Origin of the sequence: Micromonospora sp. NPDC047670, from assembly GCF_043204915.1 — a bacterium.
Taxonomy (GTDB): domain Bacteria; phylum Actinomycetota; class Actinomycetes; order Mycobacteriales; family Micromonosporaceae; genus Micromonospora.
On the sequence record NZ_JBIDDA010000013.1, the window covers coordinates 1 to 19,486 of the forward strand.

The 19,486-nt window shown below is 72.5% G+C and carries 14 protein-coding genes; 4 read left to right on the top strand and 10 right to left on the bottom strand.

Annotated features, from left to right (window positions below):
* Positions 1-92 precede the first annotated feature (92 nt).
* From ACGF7U_RS25260 to ACGF7U_RS25270, 3 genes are all read right to left on the bottom strand, one after another.
* The gene (locus ACGF7U_RS25260) at positions 93-932 is read right to left on the bottom strand and encodes a carbohydrate ABC transporter permease (RefSeq protein ID WP_393110614.1); all 840 of its coding nucleotides are present in this window, start codon (positions 930-932) and stop codon (positions 93-95) included.
* Positions 925-1,908 (bottom strand): carbohydrate ABC transporter permease, encoded by a 984-nt coding sequence (locus ACGF7U_RS25265; RefSeq protein ID WP_393110616.1) that lies wholly within the window; start codon positions 1,906-1,908, stop codon positions 925-927. Before ACGF7U_RS25265 ends, ACGF7U_RS25260 begins: the two co-directional genes overlap by 8 nt.
* A gap of 67 nt (positions 1,909-1,975) precedes the next feature.
* Positions 1,976-3,277 carry an ABC transporter substrate-binding protein gene (locus tag ACGF7U_RS25270; RefSeq protein WP_393110618.1) on the bottom strand — a complete coding sequence of 434 codons (1,302 nt, stop codon included), beginning with the start codon at positions 3,275-3,277 and terminating at the stop codon, positions 1,976-1,978.
* A 232-nt stretch (positions 3,278-3,509) separates the two neighbouring features.
* On the opposite strand from ACGF7U_RS25270, the gene ACGF7U_RS25275 reads away from it, so the two are divergent.
* The 3 genes from ACGF7U_RS25275 (at position 3,510) to ACGF7U_RS25285 (ending at position 8,632) form a co-directional block, all read left to right on the top strand.
* Positions 3,510-4,709, top strand: coding sequence for an ROK family protein (locus ACGF7U_RS25275; RefSeq protein ID WP_393110620.1), 1,200 nt, complete (start codon positions 3,510-3,512; stop codon positions 4,707-4,709).
* 233 nt (positions 4,710-4,942) lie between these two features.
* Complete coding sequence (locus tag ACGF7U_RS25280) at positions 4,943-7,570, top strand: discoidin domain-containing protein (protein WP_393110622.1); 2,628 nt, start codon at positions 4,943-4,945, stop codon at positions 7,568-7,570.
* Positions 7,571-7,702: 132 nt separating this feature from the next.
* Positions 7,703-8,632 carry a diacylglycerol/lipid kinase family protein gene (locus ACGF7U_RS25285; protein WP_393110624.1) on the top strand — a complete coding sequence of 310 codons (930 nt, stop codon included), beginning with the start codon at positions 7,703-7,705 and terminating at the stop codon, positions 8,630-8,632.
* A gap of 79 nt (positions 8,633-8,711) precedes the next feature.
* Here ACGF7U_RS25285 and ACGF7U_RS25290 read toward each other — a convergent pair whose 3' ends face one another.
* The 3 genes from ACGF7U_RS25290 to ACGF7U_RS25300 form a co-directional block, all read right to left on the bottom strand.
* Entirely contained in the window at positions 8,712-9,116 is a 405-nt protein-coding gene (locus tag ACGF7U_RS25290; protein WP_393110626.1) for an SRPBCC domain-containing protein, read from the bottom strand.
* Positions 9,113-9,424, bottom strand: a complete 312-nt coding sequence (locus ACGF7U_RS25295) for an ArsR/SmtB family transcription factor (RefSeq protein ID WP_393110628.1) — start codon at positions 9,422-9,424, stop codon at positions 9,113-9,115. The genes ACGF7U_RS25290 and ACGF7U_RS25295 overlap by 4 nt, the downstream gene beginning before the upstream one ends.
* Before the next feature lie 136 nt (positions 9,425-9,560).
* Positions 9,561-10,088, bottom strand: coding sequence for a winged helix-turn-helix domain-containing protein (locus tag ACGF7U_RS25300; RefSeq protein WP_393110630.1), 528 nt, complete (start codon positions 10,086-10,088; stop codon positions 9,561-9,563).
* A 355-nt stretch (positions 10,089-10,443) separates the two neighbouring features.
* Here ACGF7U_RS25300 and ACGF7U_RS25305 point away from each other — a divergent pair, with 355 nt between their 5' ends.
* Entirely contained in the window at positions 10,444-14,811 is a 4,368-nt protein-coding gene (locus tag ACGF7U_RS25305; protein WP_393110632.1) for a S8 family serine peptidase, read from the top strand.
* A 213-nt stretch (positions 14,812-15,024) separates the two neighbouring features.
* Here ACGF7U_RS25305 and ACGF7U_RS25310 read toward each other — a convergent pair whose 3' ends face one another.
* From ACGF7U_RS25310 to ACGF7U_RS25325, 4 genes are all read right to left on the bottom strand, one after another.
* On the bottom strand, positions 15,025-15,594 hold the full coding sequence (locus ACGF7U_RS25310) for a winged helix-turn-helix domain-containing protein (RefSeq protein WP_393110634.1): 570 nt from the start codon (positions 15,592-15,594) through the stop codon (positions 15,025-15,027).
* Positions 15,595-16,033: 439 nt separating this feature from the next.
* On the bottom strand, positions 16,034-16,369 hold the full coding sequence (locus ACGF7U_RS25315) for a YnfA family protein (RefSeq protein WP_393110636.1): 336 nt from the start codon (positions 16,367-16,369) through the stop codon (positions 16,034-16,036).
* Positions 16,370-16,651: 282 nt separating this feature from the next.
* Positions 16,652-18,625, bottom strand: a complete 1,974-nt coding sequence (locus tag ACGF7U_RS25320; RefSeq protein WP_393110638.1) for a cytochrome c oxidase assembly protein — start codon at positions 18,623-18,625, stop codon at positions 16,652-16,654.
* 264 nt (positions 18,626-18,889) lie between these two features.
* Positions 18,890-19,486: a copper resistance protein CopC gene (locus ACGF7U_RS25325; RefSeq protein ID WP_393110640.1), complete on the bottom strand. Its 597-nt coding sequence runs from the start codon at positions 19,484-19,486 to the stop codon at positions 18,890-18,892.

Consider the following 19,486-nt stretch of genomic DNA (forward strand, 5'->3'; position numbering starts at 1 on the left):
CAGCCTCAAGCGCTACATCAGCCGGCAACTCTTCCGGACCCTGAACGGCGCCCATTCAGCCACCAGCACCACTTGACAGCTATAGAAGCATCTCACTTGACCGCGCCGGCGGTGAGGCCGGCGACGAAGTAGCGCTGCAACGCCAGGAAGCCGGCGACGACCGGGACGCTGACCACCAGCGAGGCCGCCATCACCTGATTCCAGTAGACGTTGAACTGGGTGGAGTAGCCCTGCAGGCCGACCGCCAGGGTGCGGCTCTCCTCGCTGGTCATCACCGAGGCGAACAGCACCTCGCCCCAGGCGGTCATGAACGCGTACACGGTCACCGCGACCACGCCGGGCACCGCCGCCGGCAGCACCACCTGGAACAGGGTGCGCAGCGGCCCGGCGCCGTCGACCTGCGCGGCCTCGTCGAGCCCGCGCGGGATGGAGTCGAAGTAGCCGACCAGCATCCAGATCGAGAACGGCAGCGAGAAGGTGAGGTACGTGATGATCAGGCCGGTCCGGCTGGCGTAGAGCTGGATGCCGGTGGCGTTGCCGAGGTTGACGTAGATGAGGAACAGCGGCAGCAGGAACAGGATGCCGGGGAACATCTGGGTGGAGAGCACGGTCACCGAGAACAGGCCCCGGCCGCGGAAGCGGTAGCGGCTCACCGCGAACGCGGCGAAGATCGCCACGGCGACCGAGAGGACCGCCGCCACGCTGGAGACGACCAGGCTGTTCACCAGGTAGCGGCCGAGCGGCACGGTCGACCACATGTCCACGAACGCCTGCAGCGTCGGGCGGCGCGGCCACCACGTGAACGCGTTCTGCACGTCCCGCAGCGGCTTGAGTGCCGAGCTGACCATCACGTACAGCGGCACCAGGACGAAGATCGCGAGCAGGGTAAGCACCACCCGGCGGGCCCAGCGCTCGGCGGGGGTCTCACGCATCGTTCCTCCGGCGGTTGGTGATCAGCAGGTACGCGGCGGTGACCACGAGCAGGAACAGCAGCAGCGCCACCGACATCGCCGAGCCGGAGCCGAAGTCCCAGGTCTTGAAGGAGCTGCGGTAGATGTGGATGGAGATCAGGTCCGCCTGCTGCGGGGCCGAGCCGCCGAAGAGCACGTACGGGGTGTTGAAGTCGTTGAACGTCCAGAGGAACAGCACCAGCAGCAGGACCAGGTTCACGGGCCGCAGCATGGGCAGGGTCACCGAGCGCAGCCGGCGCCAGAAACCGGCGCCGTCCATGGCCGCGGCCTCGTACAGCTCGCCGGGGATGTTCTGCAGGCCGGCCATGACGCACAGGAAGGCGAACGGCCAGGACCGCCAGATCGACACGATCAGCAGCGCGAAGAAGCTGTTCCCGCCGATCAGCCAGAACGGCTTGTCGTCGAGCAGGTGCAGCTGGTCGACCAGGACGTGGTTGACCAGGCCGGTGTCCCGCTGGAACAGGAAGCTCCAGGTGATCACGGCGGTGTAGACCGGCAGCGCGTACGGGGTGAGGAAGAGCGCGCGCAGCACGCCGCGACCGCGGAAGGGCCGTTGCAGCAGCACGGCGGCGGTGGTGCCGAGCACCCAGGAGAGCCCGACCGAGGCGACGGTGTAGACGACGGTCACCCCGAACGAGTGCAGCAACTCGGCCCCGGCGGCGGAGTCGAAATCGAGCACCACCCGGTAATTCTCCAGGCCGACGAAGGGGGCGGTCGACCAGTCGCGGATGTGGAACTGCGTCAGCTCCAGCAGGCTCATCCACGCGCCGACGAGCATCGGCACCACGTGGATCGCCAGCTCCAGCGCGACGGCCGGAGCGAGCAGCAGGTACGGCAGGAGCGACCGGCGGGGCCGGGAGCGGCCCCTGGCCGGTGTCCCCGAGCGGGTCGGCCGGTCGGGCACGACGACGTCCCGGCCGGTGGTGCTGGTTGCCATCACAGGTCCTCTCGCTGGGTGGCCGTGGGAGGGTCGGCGTCCCTCCCACGGCCACCGGTCCGGCGGGTCAGCGCATCTGCTGCTGGGCCCGGCTCAGCTTCTGCCGGACGCTGTCCTCGGTGACCGGCCTGCCGCTCGCCGCGTCGGCGAACAGCTCCTTGATGGCGGTGCCGACCAGCGTCTCGAAGGTGCTCTCGTCGGGCACCTGCGGCAGGGGCGCGGCCGTGGTGGCGAGGGTCTCCTGGAGCACCTTCTGCTCCGGCGCGGCGAACGCCGCGTCCCCGGCGGCGGTCCTGACGGCGGGCAGCGACCCGTACGTCCTGTTCAGCGCGACCTGCTCGGCGTCGCTGGTCATGAACTTGACGAACTCCAGGGCGGCGTCCTTGTTCCTGGTGTGCTTGAACACCGCCATGTTGATCCCGGCGACCATGCTGTTGACCTTCTTGCCGCCGGCCGGCGGGGCGGCCGGGAACGGCACCGGGGCGACGCCGTACGCGTCGGGGGCCATGTTCTGCGACTTCAGGTTCGACCCGGCGGCCTGCCAGAGCAGCATCGCGGCCTTGCCGTTGGCGAAGTCGGAGACCGACTGGTTCTGCGCGTACTCGGCGTTGCTCGGGTTGACGATCTTGTCGGTGGCCATCAGGTCGACGTAGCGCTTGACCGCGGCGACGTTCTGCGGGGTGTCGAAGGTCGGCTTGCCGGCGGAGTCGAACCACTCGCCGCCGTACTGCTGGCTGAAGGTGAACGCGTGGTGCGCGTTCTCCGACGGGTTGGCGCCCTCGACCGCCAGGCCCCACCTGCCGCCGCCGGTGAGCTTCCGGCCGGCCTCGGCCACCTGCTCCCAGGTGGTGGGCGGACTGGCGATGCCGGCGTCGGCGAACGCCTTCTTGTTGTAGTAGAGGGCGTAGGCGAGGCTGTAGAGCGGCACCGCCGCGGGCGGCTTGCCGGGGGCGCCGGCGGCGGCCAGCGCGGCCGGCACGAACCGGTCCTTGCCGCCGACCTTGGCGAGGGTGGCGTCGTCGAACTCGACCAGCGCGCCGGTGGCCTGCAGCGAGGCCGACCAGGTGTTGCCGATGTTCACCACGTCCGGGCCCTGTCCGGAGGCGGCGGCGGCGAGCAGCCGGTTGAGCAGGTCCGACCAGGGCACCACCTCGACGTTGACCTTGATGCCGGTCTGCTGCTCGAACCTGTCCAGCTCCGGCTGGAGGATCTGCTTGTCGGCCTCCAGGCTGGCGCCCTGGTTGCTGGCCCAGTAGGTCAGCGTCTTCGCGCCACCGGCGGAGGAGTCGTCGCCCGAACCGCCGCAGGCGGTCAGGGATGCGGCCGCCAGGACGGCGGCGGTGAGTATCGCGAGGTGCCGTTTCGACACGAGCTGCCCTTCCGGTTACGGGGGTGGACGCCGGCCGGCCCGGTGGCGCAGGGGGGTCGCGGGTGGGCCGGCGGGGTGGGGTGGGGCGATTGTTCCGACGGCGGTTCGCCGACGTGTAGCGCAAGTTACATCACGGCTTAATGAATGTCGTCATTAAAGTGGCTGTCGGCGGGAGCCGTCAAGCACGGGGTCGTACAGTCGCCTCGGACGACCCGGGGGATCGAGGTGGCGTGTGGAGTTGGCGCGAGCGACGAATCGCGGCGTCCGGCTGCGGAACCGGTCGGCGCTGCTGTCGAAGCTCTTCCTCGACGGCCCGCTGACCCGCCAGGACCTGGTCCGCAGCACCGGGCTCAGCCAGCCCGCGGTGAGCAACGTGGTGGGCGACCTGATCGACGAGGGCCTCGTCGTCGAGGCCGGCGCGGCCGAGTCCGACGGCGGCCGGCCCAGCATGATCCTCCGGGTCGCGCCGCGCTTCGCCTTCGTGGTCGGGGTGGACGTCGGCGAGACCCGGGTGCGGGTCGAGCTGTTCGACTTCGCGATGGCCCTGCTGGCCAGCGCCGAGTATCCGCTGGACCCGGTGCGCACCGAGCCGGCCGTGGTCGCCGGGCACGTGCTGGCCGGCATCGACGCGGTCACCACCCGGGCCGGGGTGGCCCCGGACGACGTGCTCGGCGTCGGCATCGGCGTCTCCGGTGTGGTGGAGCAGGGGGAGCGGGCGGTGGTGCACGCCCAGGCCCTCGGCTGGGACGGGGTGCCGCTGGAGAGCCTCATCGCCGCCGGCACCGACCTGCCGCTGCGCATCGACAACGGCGCCAAGACGCTGGGCCAGGCGGAGATGTGGTTCGGCGCCGGACGGGGCGCCCGGCACGCCGTGTTCGCGCTGGTCGGCTCCGGCGTCGGGGCCGCCGTGGTGACCAACGGGGTCACCTACCGGGGGGCGTCGAGCAGCGCGGGGGAGTGGGGGCACACCACCCTGGTGTACGGGGGGCGGCCGTGCCGCTGCGGGGCGCGGGGCTGCCTCGAGGCGTACGTCGGCGCCGAGGCGATCATCGACCGGTACCGGGAGGCGCGGCGCGGTCGGGCGGTGCCGGGCGACGACGAGGAGTCCCAACTCGGTGCCCTGGTCGAGGCCGCCGCCACGTCGGCCACCGCCCGCCGGGTGCTCGACGAGACCGCCGGCTACCTGGGGGCCGGGGTGGCCAACCTGATCAACCTGTTCAACCCGGAGCGGGTGGTGCTGGGTGGCTGGGCGGCGATGGCGCTGGGCGACCTGCTGCCCGCCGTACGCGAGGCCGCCGGCCGGCAGGCCCTGCGCCAGCCGTACGCGCAGGCGTCGATCGAGCTGTGCCGGCTCGGCGTGGACGCGGTGGCGTTGGGCGCGGCCACCCTGCCGATCGCCCGGCTGCTCGCGGCCGGGGGCGTCCGGCCCTGAGGCGCCCGCCCGCGGGGCTCGCCGGGGCGGTACCGGACGCATCGAACATTCGGGATATATAACAGTGTTATAGATCGATGTCTTGACGCGGTCGCAACCGCGCCGTAACACTCTGCCGAGAGCGCTCCCCGATCGCGGTGCCCGTCCCGGTGGCAGCACTGCGCGCACCGCGGTCGCCCCTCCCGTCATCCCGTCGCGCCCGGCGTCCGCACCCCCTATCGACAGGCGAAGTCATGACATCTCGCGCTACATCCGTACGCCCGGCACCGGGCCGGCCGCCCCGCCGGCGTACCGTCTTCGGGCTGGTGGTGGCCCTCGTCGCGGCGCTGGCGCCGACCGGCCTGACGCCCCCGGCGCAGGCCGCGCCGGTCCTGCTCTCCCAGGGCCGCCCCGCCACCGCGTCGTCCACGGAGAACGCCGGCACCCCCGCCGCGGCGGCCGTCGACGGCAACACCGGCACCCGCTGGTCGAGCGCCTTCAGCGATCCCCAGTGGCTCCAGGTCGACCTCGGCGCCCGGGCCACCATCAGCCAGGTCACCCTGGCCTGGGAGGGCGCCTACGCCCGGGCGTTCCAGCTCCAGACCTCCGACGACGGTGCCGCCTGGACGACCATCCACAGCACCACCGCCGGCGCCGGCGGCACGCAGACCCTCGCCGTCAGCGGCGCCGGCCGGTACGTGCGGATGTACGGCACCGCGCGCGGCACCGCCTACGGCTACTCGCTGTGGGAGTTCCAGGTCTACGGCGAGACCGGCGGCGCCGATCCCGCCTGCGGCAGCGCCAACGCCGCCCAGGGCCGCCCGGCCACCGCCTCGTCGGTGGAGAACGCCGGGCTGCCCGCCTCGGCCGCGGTCGACGGCGACCCGGGCACCCGCTGGGCCAGCGCGGCCAGCGACCCCCAGTGGCTGCGCGTCGACCTGGGCGGCACCCGGACGATCTGCCGGGTCGTGCTGACCTGGGAGGCCGCGTACGCCCGGGCGTTCCAGCTCCAGACCTCCGACGACGGCGCCGCCTGGACCACCATCCACAGCACCACCACCGGCACCGGCGGCACGCAGACCCTCACCGTCGCCGGCATCGGCCGCTACCTGCGGATGTACGGCACGGCGCGCGCCACCGGCTACGGCTACTCGCTCTGGGAACTGCAGGTGCACACCACCGGCGGCGACACCGGCGAACCGGTCGAGCCGACCGATCCGCGCAACCCCAACTTCGGCCCGCACACCTTCGTCTTCGACCCGTCCACGCCGACCGCCACCATCCAGAGCCGGCTGGACACCCTCTTCACGCAGCAGGAGACCAACCAGTTCGGCCCGCAGCGCTACGCCGTGCTGTTCAAGCCGGGCAACTACACCGCCGACGTCAACCTCGGCTTCTTCACCCAGGTCGCCGGCCTCGGCATGAGCCCGGACGACGTCAACCTCAACGGCCACGTCCGGGTCGAGGCGTTCTGGATGGGGGGCAACGCCACCCAGAACTTCTGGCGCGCGGCGGAGAACCTGTCGGTGACCCTGCCCGCCGGGGTGACCGTCGAGCGGTGGGCGGTGTCGCAGGCCGCGCCGTACCGGCGGATGCACCTGCGCGGCGCGCAGAACCAGATCCAGCTCTGGAACGGCGGCGACGGCTGGTCCAGCGGCGGCCTGATGGCCGACACCCGCATCGACGGCCTCGTCGTCTCCGGCTCCCAGCAGCAGTGGTACTCGCGCAACAGCGAGTTCGGCAACGGCTGGACCGGCTCGGTGTGGAACATGGTCTTCCAGGGCGTGGTCGGCGCGCCGCCGCCGCACTTCCCGAACCCGTCGCACACCGTCATCCCGCAGACCCCGCAGGTGCGGGAGAAGCCGTTCCTCTACGTCGACGGCACCGGCGAGTACCGCGTCTTCGTGCCCGCGCTGCGCACCAACTCCACCGGCACCAGCTGGTACGGCAAGACCCCGGCCGGCTCGTCCATCTCGCTCAGCCAGTTCTACGTGGTGCGGCCCGGCACCAGCGCGGCCACCATCAACGCCGCGCTCGCCCAGGGCCGGCACCTGCTGTTCACCCCGGGCGTGCACCATGTCACCGAACCGATCCGGGTCGACCGCGCCGACACGGTGGTCCTCGGCCTCGGCCTGGCCACCATCCAGGCCGACAACGGCACCGTCGCGATGCGCGTGGCGGACGTCGACGGCGTGAAGGTGGCCGGCCTCATGTTCGAGGCCGGCCAGGTCAACTCGCCGGTGCTGATGGAGGTCGGCCCGCCCGGCTCGGCGGCCAGCCACGCCGCCAACCCGACCTCGCTGCACGACGTCTTCTTCCGCATCGGCGGGCCGGGCGTCGGCCGGGCCACCAACACGCTGACCGTCAACAGCGACAACGTGATCGGCGACCACATGTGGCTGTGGCGGGCCGACCACGGCGACGGCGTCGGCTGGGCGGTGAACACCGCCGACACCGGCCTCACCGTCAACGGCGACAACGTGACGATGTACGGCCTCTTCGTCGAGCACTACCAGAAGTACCAGACCGTCTGGAACGGCAACGGCGGCCGGACGTACTTCTACCAGAACGAGATGCCGTACGACCCGCCGAACCAGGCCGCCTGGACGAACGGGTCCACCCGGGGCTGGGCCGCGTACAAGGTGGCCGACTCGGTGACCAGTCACCAGGCGTGGGGGCTGGGCAGCTACTGCTACTTCAACGTCAACCCGGCGGTCGTCGCCGAGCGGGCCATCGAGGCGCCGACCAACCCGAACGTGCGGTTCACCAACATGGTCACCGTCTCCCTGGGCGGCGTGGGCACCATCAACCGGGTGGTCAACAACACCGGCGGCACCGTGAACGCCAGCAACCAGCAGGTGTACCTGACGAACTATCCGTGACCGTCCCCGGTGGTGGGCGCGGCCCGGTCGTCCCGGCCGCGCCCACCACCGGTGCCCCCGGGGCGAAGCCGCGTCCGGCGCGCACCGGACCGTGCGCGGGCGCGTGCCCGGCCGCCGCTAGGGTCGGGCCCTATGCGGACCAAGCAGGAGCTGAGCGCGGCCATCCGGCGGGAGCGGCGAGCGGCGCTCGTCGTCAACGCCCATTCCCGCCGGGGTCGCCAGCTCTACGAGGAGACCCGGTCGCGGCTGGTCGCGGCGGGCTTCACCCTGCTCGCCACGTACCCGGTCGACCGGCCCGCCGAGCTCGAGCAGAGCCTCGCCGCCGCCGCCGAACTCGGGCCGGACCTCCTGGTCGCCGGCGGCGGCGACGGCACGATCGGCACCGCCGCCCGCCTGCTCGCCCACCGCGACATGGCGCTCGGCCTGCTGCCGCTGGGCACCACCAACAACTTCGCCCGCACGGTGGGGATCCCGCTCGACCTCGACGCGGCGGTCGCGGTCCTGACCGACGGCAAGGTGATCGACGTCGACCTCGGCCTCGTGGGCAGCACGCGGTTCACCAACCACGTCGGCATCGGCCTGTCCGCCGACGTGATGCTCAGGACGCCGCCCCGGCTCAAGCGGGTCATCGGCCGGCTCGCGTACCCGGCGACCGCACTGGCGCTGCTGACCCGGCACCGGTCGCTGCGCGCCACCGTGCGCGCCGAGGGACGGCGGCACGACTTCGTCACCCACCAGCTGTACGTGGCGAACGGCGGCTTCCACGCCGGGCGGCTGATCACCGCGGACGCGAACGCCGACGACCGGCTGCTGCTCGCGTACCCGGTGGGCGGCCCCACCCGCCGTGGGCTGCTGCGCGACACGGCCCGCAACGCGGCGACCGGCCACCGTCGCACCCTGGGCGAGGAGCCGTTCCTCGCCGTACGCGAGCTCTGGCTGGAGACCGACCGGCCGGCGCGGGTGGAGGTCGACGGGGAGCCGTACGGCGAGACCCCGGTCCGGATCGGCCTGGATCCCAACGCGCTGCGCGTCATGGCCTCCGCCGACAGCCCGGACCGTTAGGCGCAACCGGTGGGTCTCCGGTCCCGGCCGCCGGGCCCGCCGCCGAGGGCGCGGGAGACGTCAGTGGCTCCGCACACGCTCAGCCGGCGAGTTCAGCGGCGGTCCGGGCGAGTTGCGGCAGCACCTTGTCGCGCCAGCCGGGGCCCATCCGGTTGAAGGCGTCACGCTCGGACTTCTGATCGAGGTCGAATCCGCTGTGCTCGAAGAGCAGCCGCGTGCCCCTGCCCTCCGCGGCGAGCCGCCAGGTCAGCGTCCACGTCTCGTTGAACGTGTAGACGAGCTTCTGTTCGGGGACCACCTCGACCACCTCGCAGGGCACCGCTCCCCAGCCCGGCATCTGGAGGTGGAAGCGGTGGCCGACGGTGGCGGCGATGTCGCCCGGCACCCACCAGCGGGCGTGCAGTTCGGGGTCGGTCAGCGTGCGCCAGACCCTGCTCGGCGGGGCGTCGACGAACTGGTCGACGGCGATGGTGTCGGTGGTCACTGGTCCTCCTCGGCGACATCGGCGAGCGAGCGCAGCCGCTCACGCCAGAATCGTTCGAACGGGTGCAGCCACTCGCCGACCTGGGCGAGTGGGGCCGGGGTCAGGTGATAGTGCCGTTGCCGGCCTCTGGGTTCGTCGTGCACCAGCGCCGCGCGCCGCAGCACCTGCAGGTGCTCGGCCACGGCCGGCCGGCTCAGGTCGAACTGGTCGGCCAGCTCCCCGGCCGTGCGAGGCCCCTCCGTGAGCAGTTGCAGCAGCCTGCGGCGGACAGGGTTCGCCAGGGCGAGGAACACGTCGTCTTCGGGCACCGCCCCAAGATATGTCGGAGGTTGCCGACATGTCAAAGATTTCCGACGCTTTAGTGCGGCCCCCGACACGTGCTGCCCAAGTCAGGCAGACCTCGGCGCGGATCCCGTCGCGGCGGGCTGCGCACGTGGGCGGACCTCAGGAACCGCTGACCCTCGGCTGCCGGTGGTCGGTCAGCCGGAATCCGACGCCGCGCACCGCGTCGATGGTCACGCCGGTGCCGATGCCGGTGAGCTTGCGCCGTAGCCGCTTCACCAGCGACTGCACGTCGGCCTTGCGTTGCAGCCCTTCGTCGCGCCAGACCGACCGGTGCAGCTCGGCATAGCTCCAGACCCGGATCGGCTCGGTGTTCAGGCAGGTCAGCAGGTCGTGCTCGAGTCGCGTCAGGCCGACCTCGCGACCCCGGCAGCGCGCGGTCGACCGGGCCGAGTCGATCAGCAGCGTGTCGTCGGCCGCCTCGACCGCGGGGGACGCCCGCCCGGGCGGCGCCGGGGGCAGCCGCTGCGGGGCCGCGATCAGCTTGCGCAGCTCGTCGAGGTCGGAGACCAGCAGCAGCGGCGCAACGCCCTCGAGGCGTTCCGCGAGTCGGATCCGCTCGGCCGGTGACGGTGTCACCGCGATCACCAGCGGGAACGGTTCCTCGGCCGGATCGGACCCGTCCGGCACCCTGCTTTCGTCGTGTGCCCCCACAGCACCCACCCGGAAAGAGGGGCAAATTTCTGCCCAGCTTCGTCATGATCGTGACAAGAATTGGCAAGCTCCCCGAGAGCGGACCAACGGATGGTGACAGATTGCTTACGTCACGTTCTTGATCGTCCTCTCGTGTCGATCATAGTGTCCAGACGGGCAGCCGGCGTGACCCGCGCGGTGCCTTGGGGGGCACCAGGGGGTCCGTTCCGGTTCATCCACATGGGATGAGTCCCTGCACCCTCCACCATGGCTCGTTCAACTCTGGGTCGTTCTGGAGGAGGCACCACCGATGTTCAGACATCCACCCACAAGGCGCACAGCCAGATCCCTGGTGAGCGCCGGCGCGGCGATGATCCTCGTCGTCACAGGCCTGGCCGCCACCGGCACGGGCGCACAGGCCGCGCCGGCCGGGACAGGAGCCACCTCCCCGGCCGACAAGATCCGGCCGGAACTCGGCAAGCAACTCCAGGGCAAGACCGAAGGGGACTTCTGGATCCGCTTCCGGGACCGGGCGGACCTGAGCCAGGCCACCGCCATCGAGGACTGGGACAAGCGGGGCGCCGCGGTCGCTGCGGCGTTGAAGAAGACCGCCGCCGACAGCCAGAGCAAGATCCGGGCCGAGCTCGACGGCACGGGCGCGAAGTACCAGACCTTCTGGGCGACCAACGCGATCAAGGTGAGCGGCGGCTCGCTGGCCATGGCGCAGAGCTTCGCCGCCCACGCCGAGGTCGAGGGCCTGTACGCCCCGGTCGCCTACACGGTGCCCGAGGTCACCAAGGGCACCGACGAGAAGACGGTGAACGCCCTCGAGTGGGGCATCGCCAGCATCAACGCCGACGACGTCTGGTCCCAGTACGGCGTCAAGGGCGCCGGCATCACGGTGGCGAACATCGACACCGGCGTCCAGTTCGACCACCCCGCGCTGGTCAACTCCTACCGCGGCAACAACGGCGACGGCACGTTCGACCACGACTACAACTGGTTCAACGCCGCCGGCACCTGCGCCGCCGCGCCCTGCGACAGCAACGGCCACGGCACGCACACGATGGGCACGATGGCCGGCTCCGCCGGCGCGAACCAGATCGGGGTCGCCCCCGAGGTCACGTGGATCGCGGCGAACGGCTGCTGCCCGAACGACGCCGCCCTGGTCACCTCCGGCCAGTGGATGCTCGAGCCGACGGACCTCAGCGGCCAGAACCCCGACGCCAGCAAGCGGCCCAACATCATCAACAACTCCTGGGGCACCACGGCTCCCTCCAACGACCCGTTCATGGAGGACGTGACGCTCGCCTGGGCCGCGTCCGGCATCTTCGGGATCTGGTCCAACGGCAACAGCGGCTCGGCGTGCCAGACCAGCGGCTCCCCGGGCAGCCTGGTCAGCAACTACTCGGCCGGCGCCTACGACATCAACAACAACGTCGCCAGCTTCTCGTCCCGCGGCGCCGGCCAGAACGGCGAGCTCAAGCCCAACATCGCCGCACCCGGCGTCAACGTGCGATCCAGCATCCCGGGCAGCGGCTACGCCAGCTACAACGGCACCTCGATGGCCGCCCCGCACCTCGCGGGCACCGTCGCGTTGCTGTGGTCGGCGGCACCGGCGCTGGTCGGTGACATCGACGCGACCCGCGCGCTGCTGGACAACTCGGCGGTCGACAAGGCCGACGCCCAGTGCGGCGGCAGCGCCGACGACAACAACGTGTACGGCGAGGGCCGGCTGGACGCGCTCGCCCTGCTCAACGCCGCTCCGATCGGCGACACCGGCACCCTCGCCGGCAAGGTCACGGACGCGGGCACCGGCGCCGCGATCGCCGGCGCCACGGTCACCCTGACCGGCGCGGCGGAGCGCGAGCTGACCACCGCCGCCGACGGCACGTACTCGTCGCTGCTCCCGGTGGGTGACTACCAGGTCGCCGTGACGGCCTTCGGCTACCAGGGCAGGACGGTCCCGGCGACCGTCGCCAAGGACGCGACCACGACGGTCGACGTCGCGCTGACGGCGGTGCCCAGTGTCACCGTCAGCGGATCGGTCACGGACGGCTCGGGCCACGGCTGGCCGCTGTACGCCAAGGTGACCGTCGAGGGCCCGTCGGGCGTGTCCGACTACACCACGCCCGTCAACGGCCGCTACAGCCTCACGCTCCCGGCCTCGGCCACGTACAAGCTGAAGATCGAGCCGCAGTACCCGGGCTACCAGACCGTGACCAAGGAGGTCGTCGTCGGCGGCGGCAACGTCACCGCCAACGTCGCCGTGCCGGTGCAGACGAACGCCTGCACCACCGCGCCCGGATACACGTTCGGCTCCGACGGCGAGTTCGAGACCTTCAACGGCGCCACGGTGCCGGCCGGCTGGTCCGTCGTGGACCACGCGGGCAGCGGTCAGGTCTGGAAGTTCACGGACGAGGGTGGCCGCGGCAACCTGACCGGCGGCACCGGCAACTTCGCCATCATCGACAGCGACGAGTACGGCTCCGGTGGGCGCCAGGACACGTCGCTCGTCAGCCCGGTCGTCGACCTGACCGACGTCGCGACGCCGGTGATCCGGTTCAACCAGGACTACAACTGGCTGGGCAGCGACCGCGCCGAGGTCGACCTCAGCATCGACGGCGGCACCACGTGGACGAACGTGCTCCGGCAGGCGGCCGACGTCCGCGGACCGCGGGTGACCGAGATCCCGATCCCGCAGGCCGCCGGCCAGGCACAGACCCGGGTCCGGTTCCACTACTACGACGCCTCGTACGAGTGGTGGTGGCAGGTCGACAACGTGCTGATCGGCAGCCAGGTCGTCTGCGAGCCGACCAACGGCGGCCTGGTGCTCGGCCACGTACGCGACAAGAACACCAGCGGCTACGTCAACGGGGCCACCGTCACCAGCGACGACCGGCCGGCCGAGAAGGCCACCACCGTGGCGACCCCCGACGACCCGGGGCTGGCGGACGGCTTCTACTGGCTGTTCTCCTCCCTGACCGGCCAGCACCCGTTCACCGCGAAGGCCGCCAACTACGTCGGCCAGCGCAAGCAGGTCGACGTCCAGACCGACTGGGCGACCGCCGCGAACTTCCAGCTGGCGGCCGGCCGCCTGTCGGTCAAGCCGGCCCAGGTGAGCGGAACGGTCCAGATGCCCACCGGCAAGGTCGGCAAGGCGTTCACGGTGACGAACACCGGCGGGGCCCCGGCCACCGTCGAGTTCGGCGAGCGCGACGGCGGGTTCACGCTCCTGCGGGCCGACGGGTCCCGGATGAGCAAGCAGCAGGTCCTCGGGTCCACCGGGGCGCCGGAGCAGCGGCTCACCACGCCGACGTCGTTCGCCGCCACGGCGTCCGGCAAGTCGGCGACGGCGTCGTCGGCCCCGGTCGGCCCGCAGGCCGCGCCCTGGACCGACATCGCGGACTACCCGGCGAACGTGATGGACAACCGGGTGGTGAACCTGGACGGCAAGGTCTACTCCATCGGCGGCAGCAACGGGTCCACGTCCACGACGAAGAACTTCGTCTACGATCCGATCGCGCAGACCTGGGCACCGATCGCCGATCTTCCCGGCGCGCGTACCGCCATGACGGTGGGCGTCGTGGACGGAAAGATCATCGCGACCGGTGGCTGGGCGGCGGCGGGCCCCGACGGCACCACCTGGTCCTACGACCCGGCGGCCAACACCTGGACGGAGAAGGCCGACAACCCGGCGCCGCGCTCCGCGGCCGGACAGGCGGTCGTCGGCGGCAAGCTGTACGCCGTCGGTGGCTGCACCACGGCGTCCTGCACGCCGATGTCGAACGACGTCGTCCGCTACGACCCGGGCAGCGACAGCTGGGAGACCCTGCCCGACTATCCGAAGGCGGTGGCCTTCGCCTCCTGCGGCGGGATCGACGGCGTCGTCTACTGCACCGGCGGCAACGACGGCTCCGCGGCGCAGAAGGCCGGCTACGCCTTCGACCCGGGCGCCAACAGCTGGACCGCCATCGCCGACGCGCCGGCCGACAACTGGGCCAGCTCGTTCGCGGTCGCGGGCGGCAGGCTCCTCGTCGTCGGCGGCTCGCAGGGCGGGGCCATCACCAACGCCGGCTTCGCCTACGACCCGGCCACCGACTCGTGGTCCAACCTGCCGAACGCCAACACCGCGCGGTACCGCGGTGCCGCGGCGTGCGGTTTCTACAAGGTCGGCGGCTCGTCCGGCAGCTTCACCGCCACCCCGGACAGCGAGGCGCTGCCCGGATTCGAGGAGTGCGCCGAGGGCGCCGCCGACGTCAGCTGGATGACGATCGACAGGACCACGGCCACGCTGGCGCCGGGCGAGCAGGTCACGGTCACCGTCGGGATGACGGCGAACGTCGACCAGCCGGGCACCTACTCCGCCTCGGTGGCCATCAAGGAGAACACGCCGTACACGGTGCCGCCGGTGGCGGTGACGATGAACGTGCGGCCGCCGAGCACGTGGGGCAAGCTGATGGGTACGGTCACCGGGACGAGCTGCCAGGGCGCCGGCGCACCGCTTCCCGGCGCGGTCGTCCAGGTCGACTCGTGGGCGATGTCGTGGACGTTCGCCACCGACGCCGACGGGAAGTACGCCTACTGGATGGACCGCCGGAACAACCCGATGACGATGATCGTCGCGAAGGACGGCTGGAAGCCCCAGACCCGTCAGACGAGGATCAACACCACCACCCCGACGGTGGAGGACTTCGCGCTGTCACCCATCCGCTGTTGAGCGCTGACCGTTAGTTGACGGTCCGGCCCGCCTGGTCACCGACCGGGCGGGCCGGACCAGCTCTGCGGACCACGAGTCGTCGACTCGGCGGCGCCCCGGAGGCCGGGGCGGGCCGGCGGACCGCGAGGTCGGGCCAGGCCGGGGCGGGAGCAGATTCCGCCTTCCGCGAGGTCGGGCGGGGCGGAACGGCAACCGACCCGCCGGCCGCGAGGGTCAGGCCGGGGCGAGGCGGAAGCCGACCCCGCGGACCGCGTGGATCGTCGCCGAGGCGTTCAGCCGGGCGAGCTTGCGTCGCACCCGCCGCACCACCGAGTGCATGTCGGAGCCGCGACCGAGGTGCTCGTTGCCCCAGACCTTGAGGTGCAGCCGCTCGTAGGTCCAGACCTGCCCGGGCGCGCCGACCAGGCACAGCAGGAGATCGTGCTCCAGCCGGGTCAACCCGATCTCGCGGTCCAGCCAGCGCAGCACCCGCCGGTCGGAGTCGACGCTCAGGTCGGGCGGGGGTGGCGCGGCGGCGCCCGCCACGGCCTCGGCGACGACGGTCTGCACGGGCGCGGCCGCCGCGGCCGCACCGGGCGTCTCGGCCGCCGGCGCGGGCGTGCGCGTCGTCTCGGCTGCCGGTGTGCGGTTCGTCTCGGCCACGTCGAGGAACTCCCGCGCCTGCTCGACGTTCGAGACGATCAGGAACGCCTCGGTCCCGCCGAGCAGTCGCGCGAGCTGTCTGCGTTCGGCCGGCGAGGAGGCGATGCCGATGACCAAGGATACGGCCGGGCTTCCCCTCATGCCCACCCCTTCCGGCTCCCCACCCATTCCGGAACACTCCGCGACGACGATCAATCGACACGGTGACCCTAGTAGGGTGCCACCTCGTTTCGGCCAAGGATAGTTACGTTTCGGCATCCATGAATGGCTGTCGCCCGGCGCCCGAGGGCATCGCCGGGCGACATTTCGCGCTGGTTCCACCGCGCTCCTCGACCTGCCCCGTTTTCGTACCGTGAGCTGGCTGTTCGGTCCCCGTGGTCCGCCCCGCGGCGTTCCACGTACGACACCGTCAGGACACGCGCCCGTGGTAATGCGGTTCGGCGCACCCCGAATTGCGCGAAGGACAATTCCGGTTTCCGCATCCGCGTCGCCGCATCAGCATGCGATGCGGGGGAACGAGCCGTGGATCGGGGCGCTCCGGACCGCCGCCCGGGCAGCGGGTCGTGCGGGCCGCCGAGGATCACTCGCCGCGCGGGGCGTACATGATGACCGCGACGCCGACGAGGCAGATGGCCGCGCCGACGATGTCGTAGCGGTCGGGGCGGAACCTGTCGACGACCATTCCCCAGACCAGGGAACCGGCGACGAAGACACCGCCGTAGGCGGCGAGGATGCGGCCGAAGTTCGGGTCGGGCTGGAAGGTGGCGACGAAGCCGTAGCACCCGAGCGCGACGACCCCGGCTGCGATCCACCACAGGCCGCGGTTCTCACGCCAGCCCTGCCAGACCAGCCAGGCGCCGCCGATCTCGGCGAGCGCGGCGAGCAGGAACAGCAGGATCGAGCGGACGACCGTCATGCCTCGGACGGTAGCGGGAGGCCGGTCAGCCGTGGCCGACGCGGTCGTCCCCCGCGGCCCGTGCCGCGAACGGCAGTGGGCGGCGGGCGTTGCCGGCGTACGCGAGGCGGGTCATCGCCCGGCCGCCGTCGACGCAGCGCGGCCGGCGAGGCCGTCGAGCACGTCGACGTGCGCCGCCGGCACCGGTACGTCCTACGCCAGCACTTCCGGGCCCGACCGGGACAGCGCGGAGGGAAGAACGAGCAGCAGCGCGACTCGCGCGCGGCCGGTGCCGTCGGCCGCTCACGCGCGCGCGGGGTCGCCGCCGTCGCCCGGACCGGGGTGCCGGGCGGCGGCGAGGAAGGCGTTGTACCGGGCCAGGTCGTCCTCCTCGCCGGTGGCCTCGGCGCGGTCGGCCGCCCGGTCGAGGCGGCCCTGCTCCCGCTGGTCGGCGCGGATCCACTGCCGGACCAGCACGATCATGACGACCGCGGCGGGCACCTCCCCGAAGGCCCACGCGATGCCCGCGCCCAGCTTCTGGTCGTCGAGCAGGGACGACGCCCACCCGGGGTGGACCGCCACGTACCAGTCCGGGGCGATGACGGTGGTGGTCTGCATCAGGACGAGGCCGAAGAAGCCGTGCGCCATCATCGAGGCCAGGTGGAGGATCACCAGCAGCGGAGGGGCGAGCCTCGGCCGGCCGGGGTCGACGCCGATGAGCACCCAGAACAGCAGGTACCCGGCCATCACGTAGTGGGTGAGCATGGCCAGGTGGCCGACGTGCGAGCGCATCAGCGTGCCGAGCAGGTCGCTGAAGTACAGGCCGAAGAGGCTGCCGGCGTAGATGCCCAGCGCGACCAGGGGATGGGTGAGCAGCCTCGCGGGCCGGCTGTGCAGCGCCACCAGCAGCCACTCCCGGGTGCCACGGACCTGCGGATCGGCCGGGCGGCGCAGGGCGCGCAGGGCGAGGGTGACCGGGGCGCCGCCGACGAGCAGGATCGGCACCAGCATCGACAGCACCATGTGCTGCACCATGTGGGCGCTGAACAGCACGTACGCGTAGCGGGCCACGCCCAGGTTGGTGATCGCGGCCAGCAGCAGCATGCCGGCCAGCCAACTGGCGGTGCGGGCGGCGGGCCAGCGGTGCCCCGCCCGGCGCAGCCGCCACACGCCGGTCAGGTAGCCGCCGACGCCCGCGACGGTGAGGGTCAGGAAGAACATGTCCGGCAGCGGCTGCCCCAGCAGGAGCCCTGGGCTCGGCGGTGCGGGCATCGGGAAGCCGAGCAGTTCGGTGATCGGGTCGGCGTCGAGCGGATCCTCCGCCGTCGGGGTGGGGCTGCGGGACAACGCCACCGCCAGCGCGACGGTGGCGGCGAACACGACCAGTTCGCCGGCGGCCAGCCGGACGAACGCGCCGCCCCGGCCCGCGCGCAGGGCCGGCAGGGTCCGGGACCGGTGCACGGCGCCGAGGGCGCCGAGGATCGCCAGGGCTCCGAGCTTGCCGAGGACCAGCCAGCCGTAGCGGGACTGCCACAGTTCCGCCACGGTGCCGAGGCGCACGGCGGCGTTGGCCGACCCGCTGACCGCCACGGCCGCGAAGCAACCCAGGGCGAGCCGGCTGTACCGGTCGGCGGCGTCGGCGAGCTGCCGGCTGCGGCGCACCATCAGCAGCGCGGCGAGCGCGCCGACCCACAGCGCGGCGGCCAGCACGTGCAGGGCGAGGCTGGTCACCGCGACCTGGTGGTTGCCCGCGCCGGCGGCGTGCCCGGTGAACGCCGGCGGCACCAGCGCGACCAGCGCGACCAGCGCCGCCACGGCGGCGAGCCCCCGCGACACCCCCGCCCGGGCGAGCACCGCCGCCGTCAGGGCGAGCCCCGCCTGCAGCAGCAACGCCTGACCCTGGGAGATCGAGACGGCGAAGCTGAACACGGTGGCCACGGTGAGTTCGTCCACGGGAGCGCCGAGCAGGTCCGAGACCGTCAGCACGATCAGGGTCGTCGCGACCGCCGCCCAGCCCGCGGCCAGCGCCCCCGCGCGGCGCAGCAGCAGCCAGCCGCGCGGGGACACGCTGCGGCCGTCGCCCGGCAGCAGGAATGCCGCCGTCACCAGCATCCCCACCGTCAGGGTGGCGAGGCCGTCGGCGAGCAGCCGCACCACGGGCAGCGCCCACGTCGTGACCGGCCCCGGATCCGGCAGGCCGGGGATCGCGACGGCGAGCGCGTCGCCGGCGCGCAGCCCGAGCAGGAGCACGGCCACCGCCGACGCGACGGCGGCCACCGGTACGAGCCGTCCGACGCGCCCCCCGGCCGCCGGCCGGGTGCTGGGGCGGGGCGACCCCTCCGTCTGGTCGACGTCGCCCGCCCGCGACGCGGCAGGGGGTTCGGCGTGCGGAGAACGGGCGGGGTGAGCCGGATGGGAGATGGTGTCTGACACGTCGGTCCCTTGCTGGGGTCAGATGGCGGCGGAGCACGTGACCGGGCGGTGCGGCCCAGCGGGTCCGCCGTTGACGGGTCGGGCTGTTGCCGGGTGGCGGGGCGCGGGTCAGGCGCTGGCGCGGCGACGACGCAGCAGGATCGCGACTCCGCCGACGACGGCGGCCAGCACCCCGGCGGCCACCACCAGCACGGGAGTGTCCGGTCCGCCGCCTCGGGAACCGCTCGCGACGGCGGGGCCGGCCGACGTGGTGGACGGGTCGACGGCCGGTGCGGCACTGCTCGCCGCGGTGACCGCCGCGCCGGCGCTCGCGGAGGGGCCCGCGACCGTGAACCGGTAGGAGCCCTGTACGGGGTGCCCGTCGGGGGAGACGACCCGGTAGGCGACGGTGTAGGTGCCGTCGGCCAGCGGTCGGTCGATCGTGGCCGTGGCCGTCGTACCGGTGACGACGGGCTTGCCGGTGGGGACCCTCTCCTGGGCGGCGTCGGTCAGCGCGACGGTGGTGAAGGCCGGGTCGAGCTTCTGCAGGAACGTCAGCGTGACCCGCGTCGGAGCCGTCGCCAGCCGGGCCTCCTTGGCGGGGCTGGCGGACCGCAACGTGTTGTGGGCGGCGGCGGGAGCGGCCGGCACGAGCAGCAGCGCGACGGCGGCCAGCGCGGCGGCGACGAGACCCACCGTGGTCGGGCGACGGAACCGGGTGTTCAT

Bases quoted from the DNA above. Each gene is read 5' to 3' on its own strand.
- ACGF7U_RS25280 (WP_393110622.1), top strand. From the start codon at position 4,943: ATGACATCTCGCGCTACATCCGTACGCCCGGCACCGGGCCGGCCGCCC.
- ACGF7U_RS25315 (WP_393110636.1), bottom strand. From the start codon at position 16,369: ATGACGGTCGTCCGCTCGATCCTGCTGTTCCTGCTCGCCGCGCTCGCC.
- ACGF7U_RS25285 (WP_393110624.1), top strand. From the start codon at position 7,703: ATGCGGACCAAGCAGGAGCTGAGCGCGGCCATCCGGCGGGAGCGGCGA.
- ACGF7U_RS25325 (WP_393110640.1), bottom strand. From the start codon at position 19,486: ATGAACACCCGGTTCCGTCGCCCGACCACGGTGGGTCTCGTCGCCGCC.
- ACGF7U_RS25260 (WP_393110614.1), bottom strand. From the start codon at position 932: ATGCGTGAGACCCCCGCCGAGCGCTGGGCCCGCCGGGTGGTGCTTACC.
- ACGF7U_RS25265 (WP_393110616.1), bottom strand. From the start codon at position 1,908: ATGGCAACCAGCACCACCGGCCGGGACGTCGTCGTGCCCGACCGGCCG.
- ACGF7U_RS25310 (WP_393110634.1), bottom strand. From the start codon at position 15,594: ATGAGGGGAAGCCCGGCCGTATCCTTGGTCATCGGCATCGCCTCCTCG.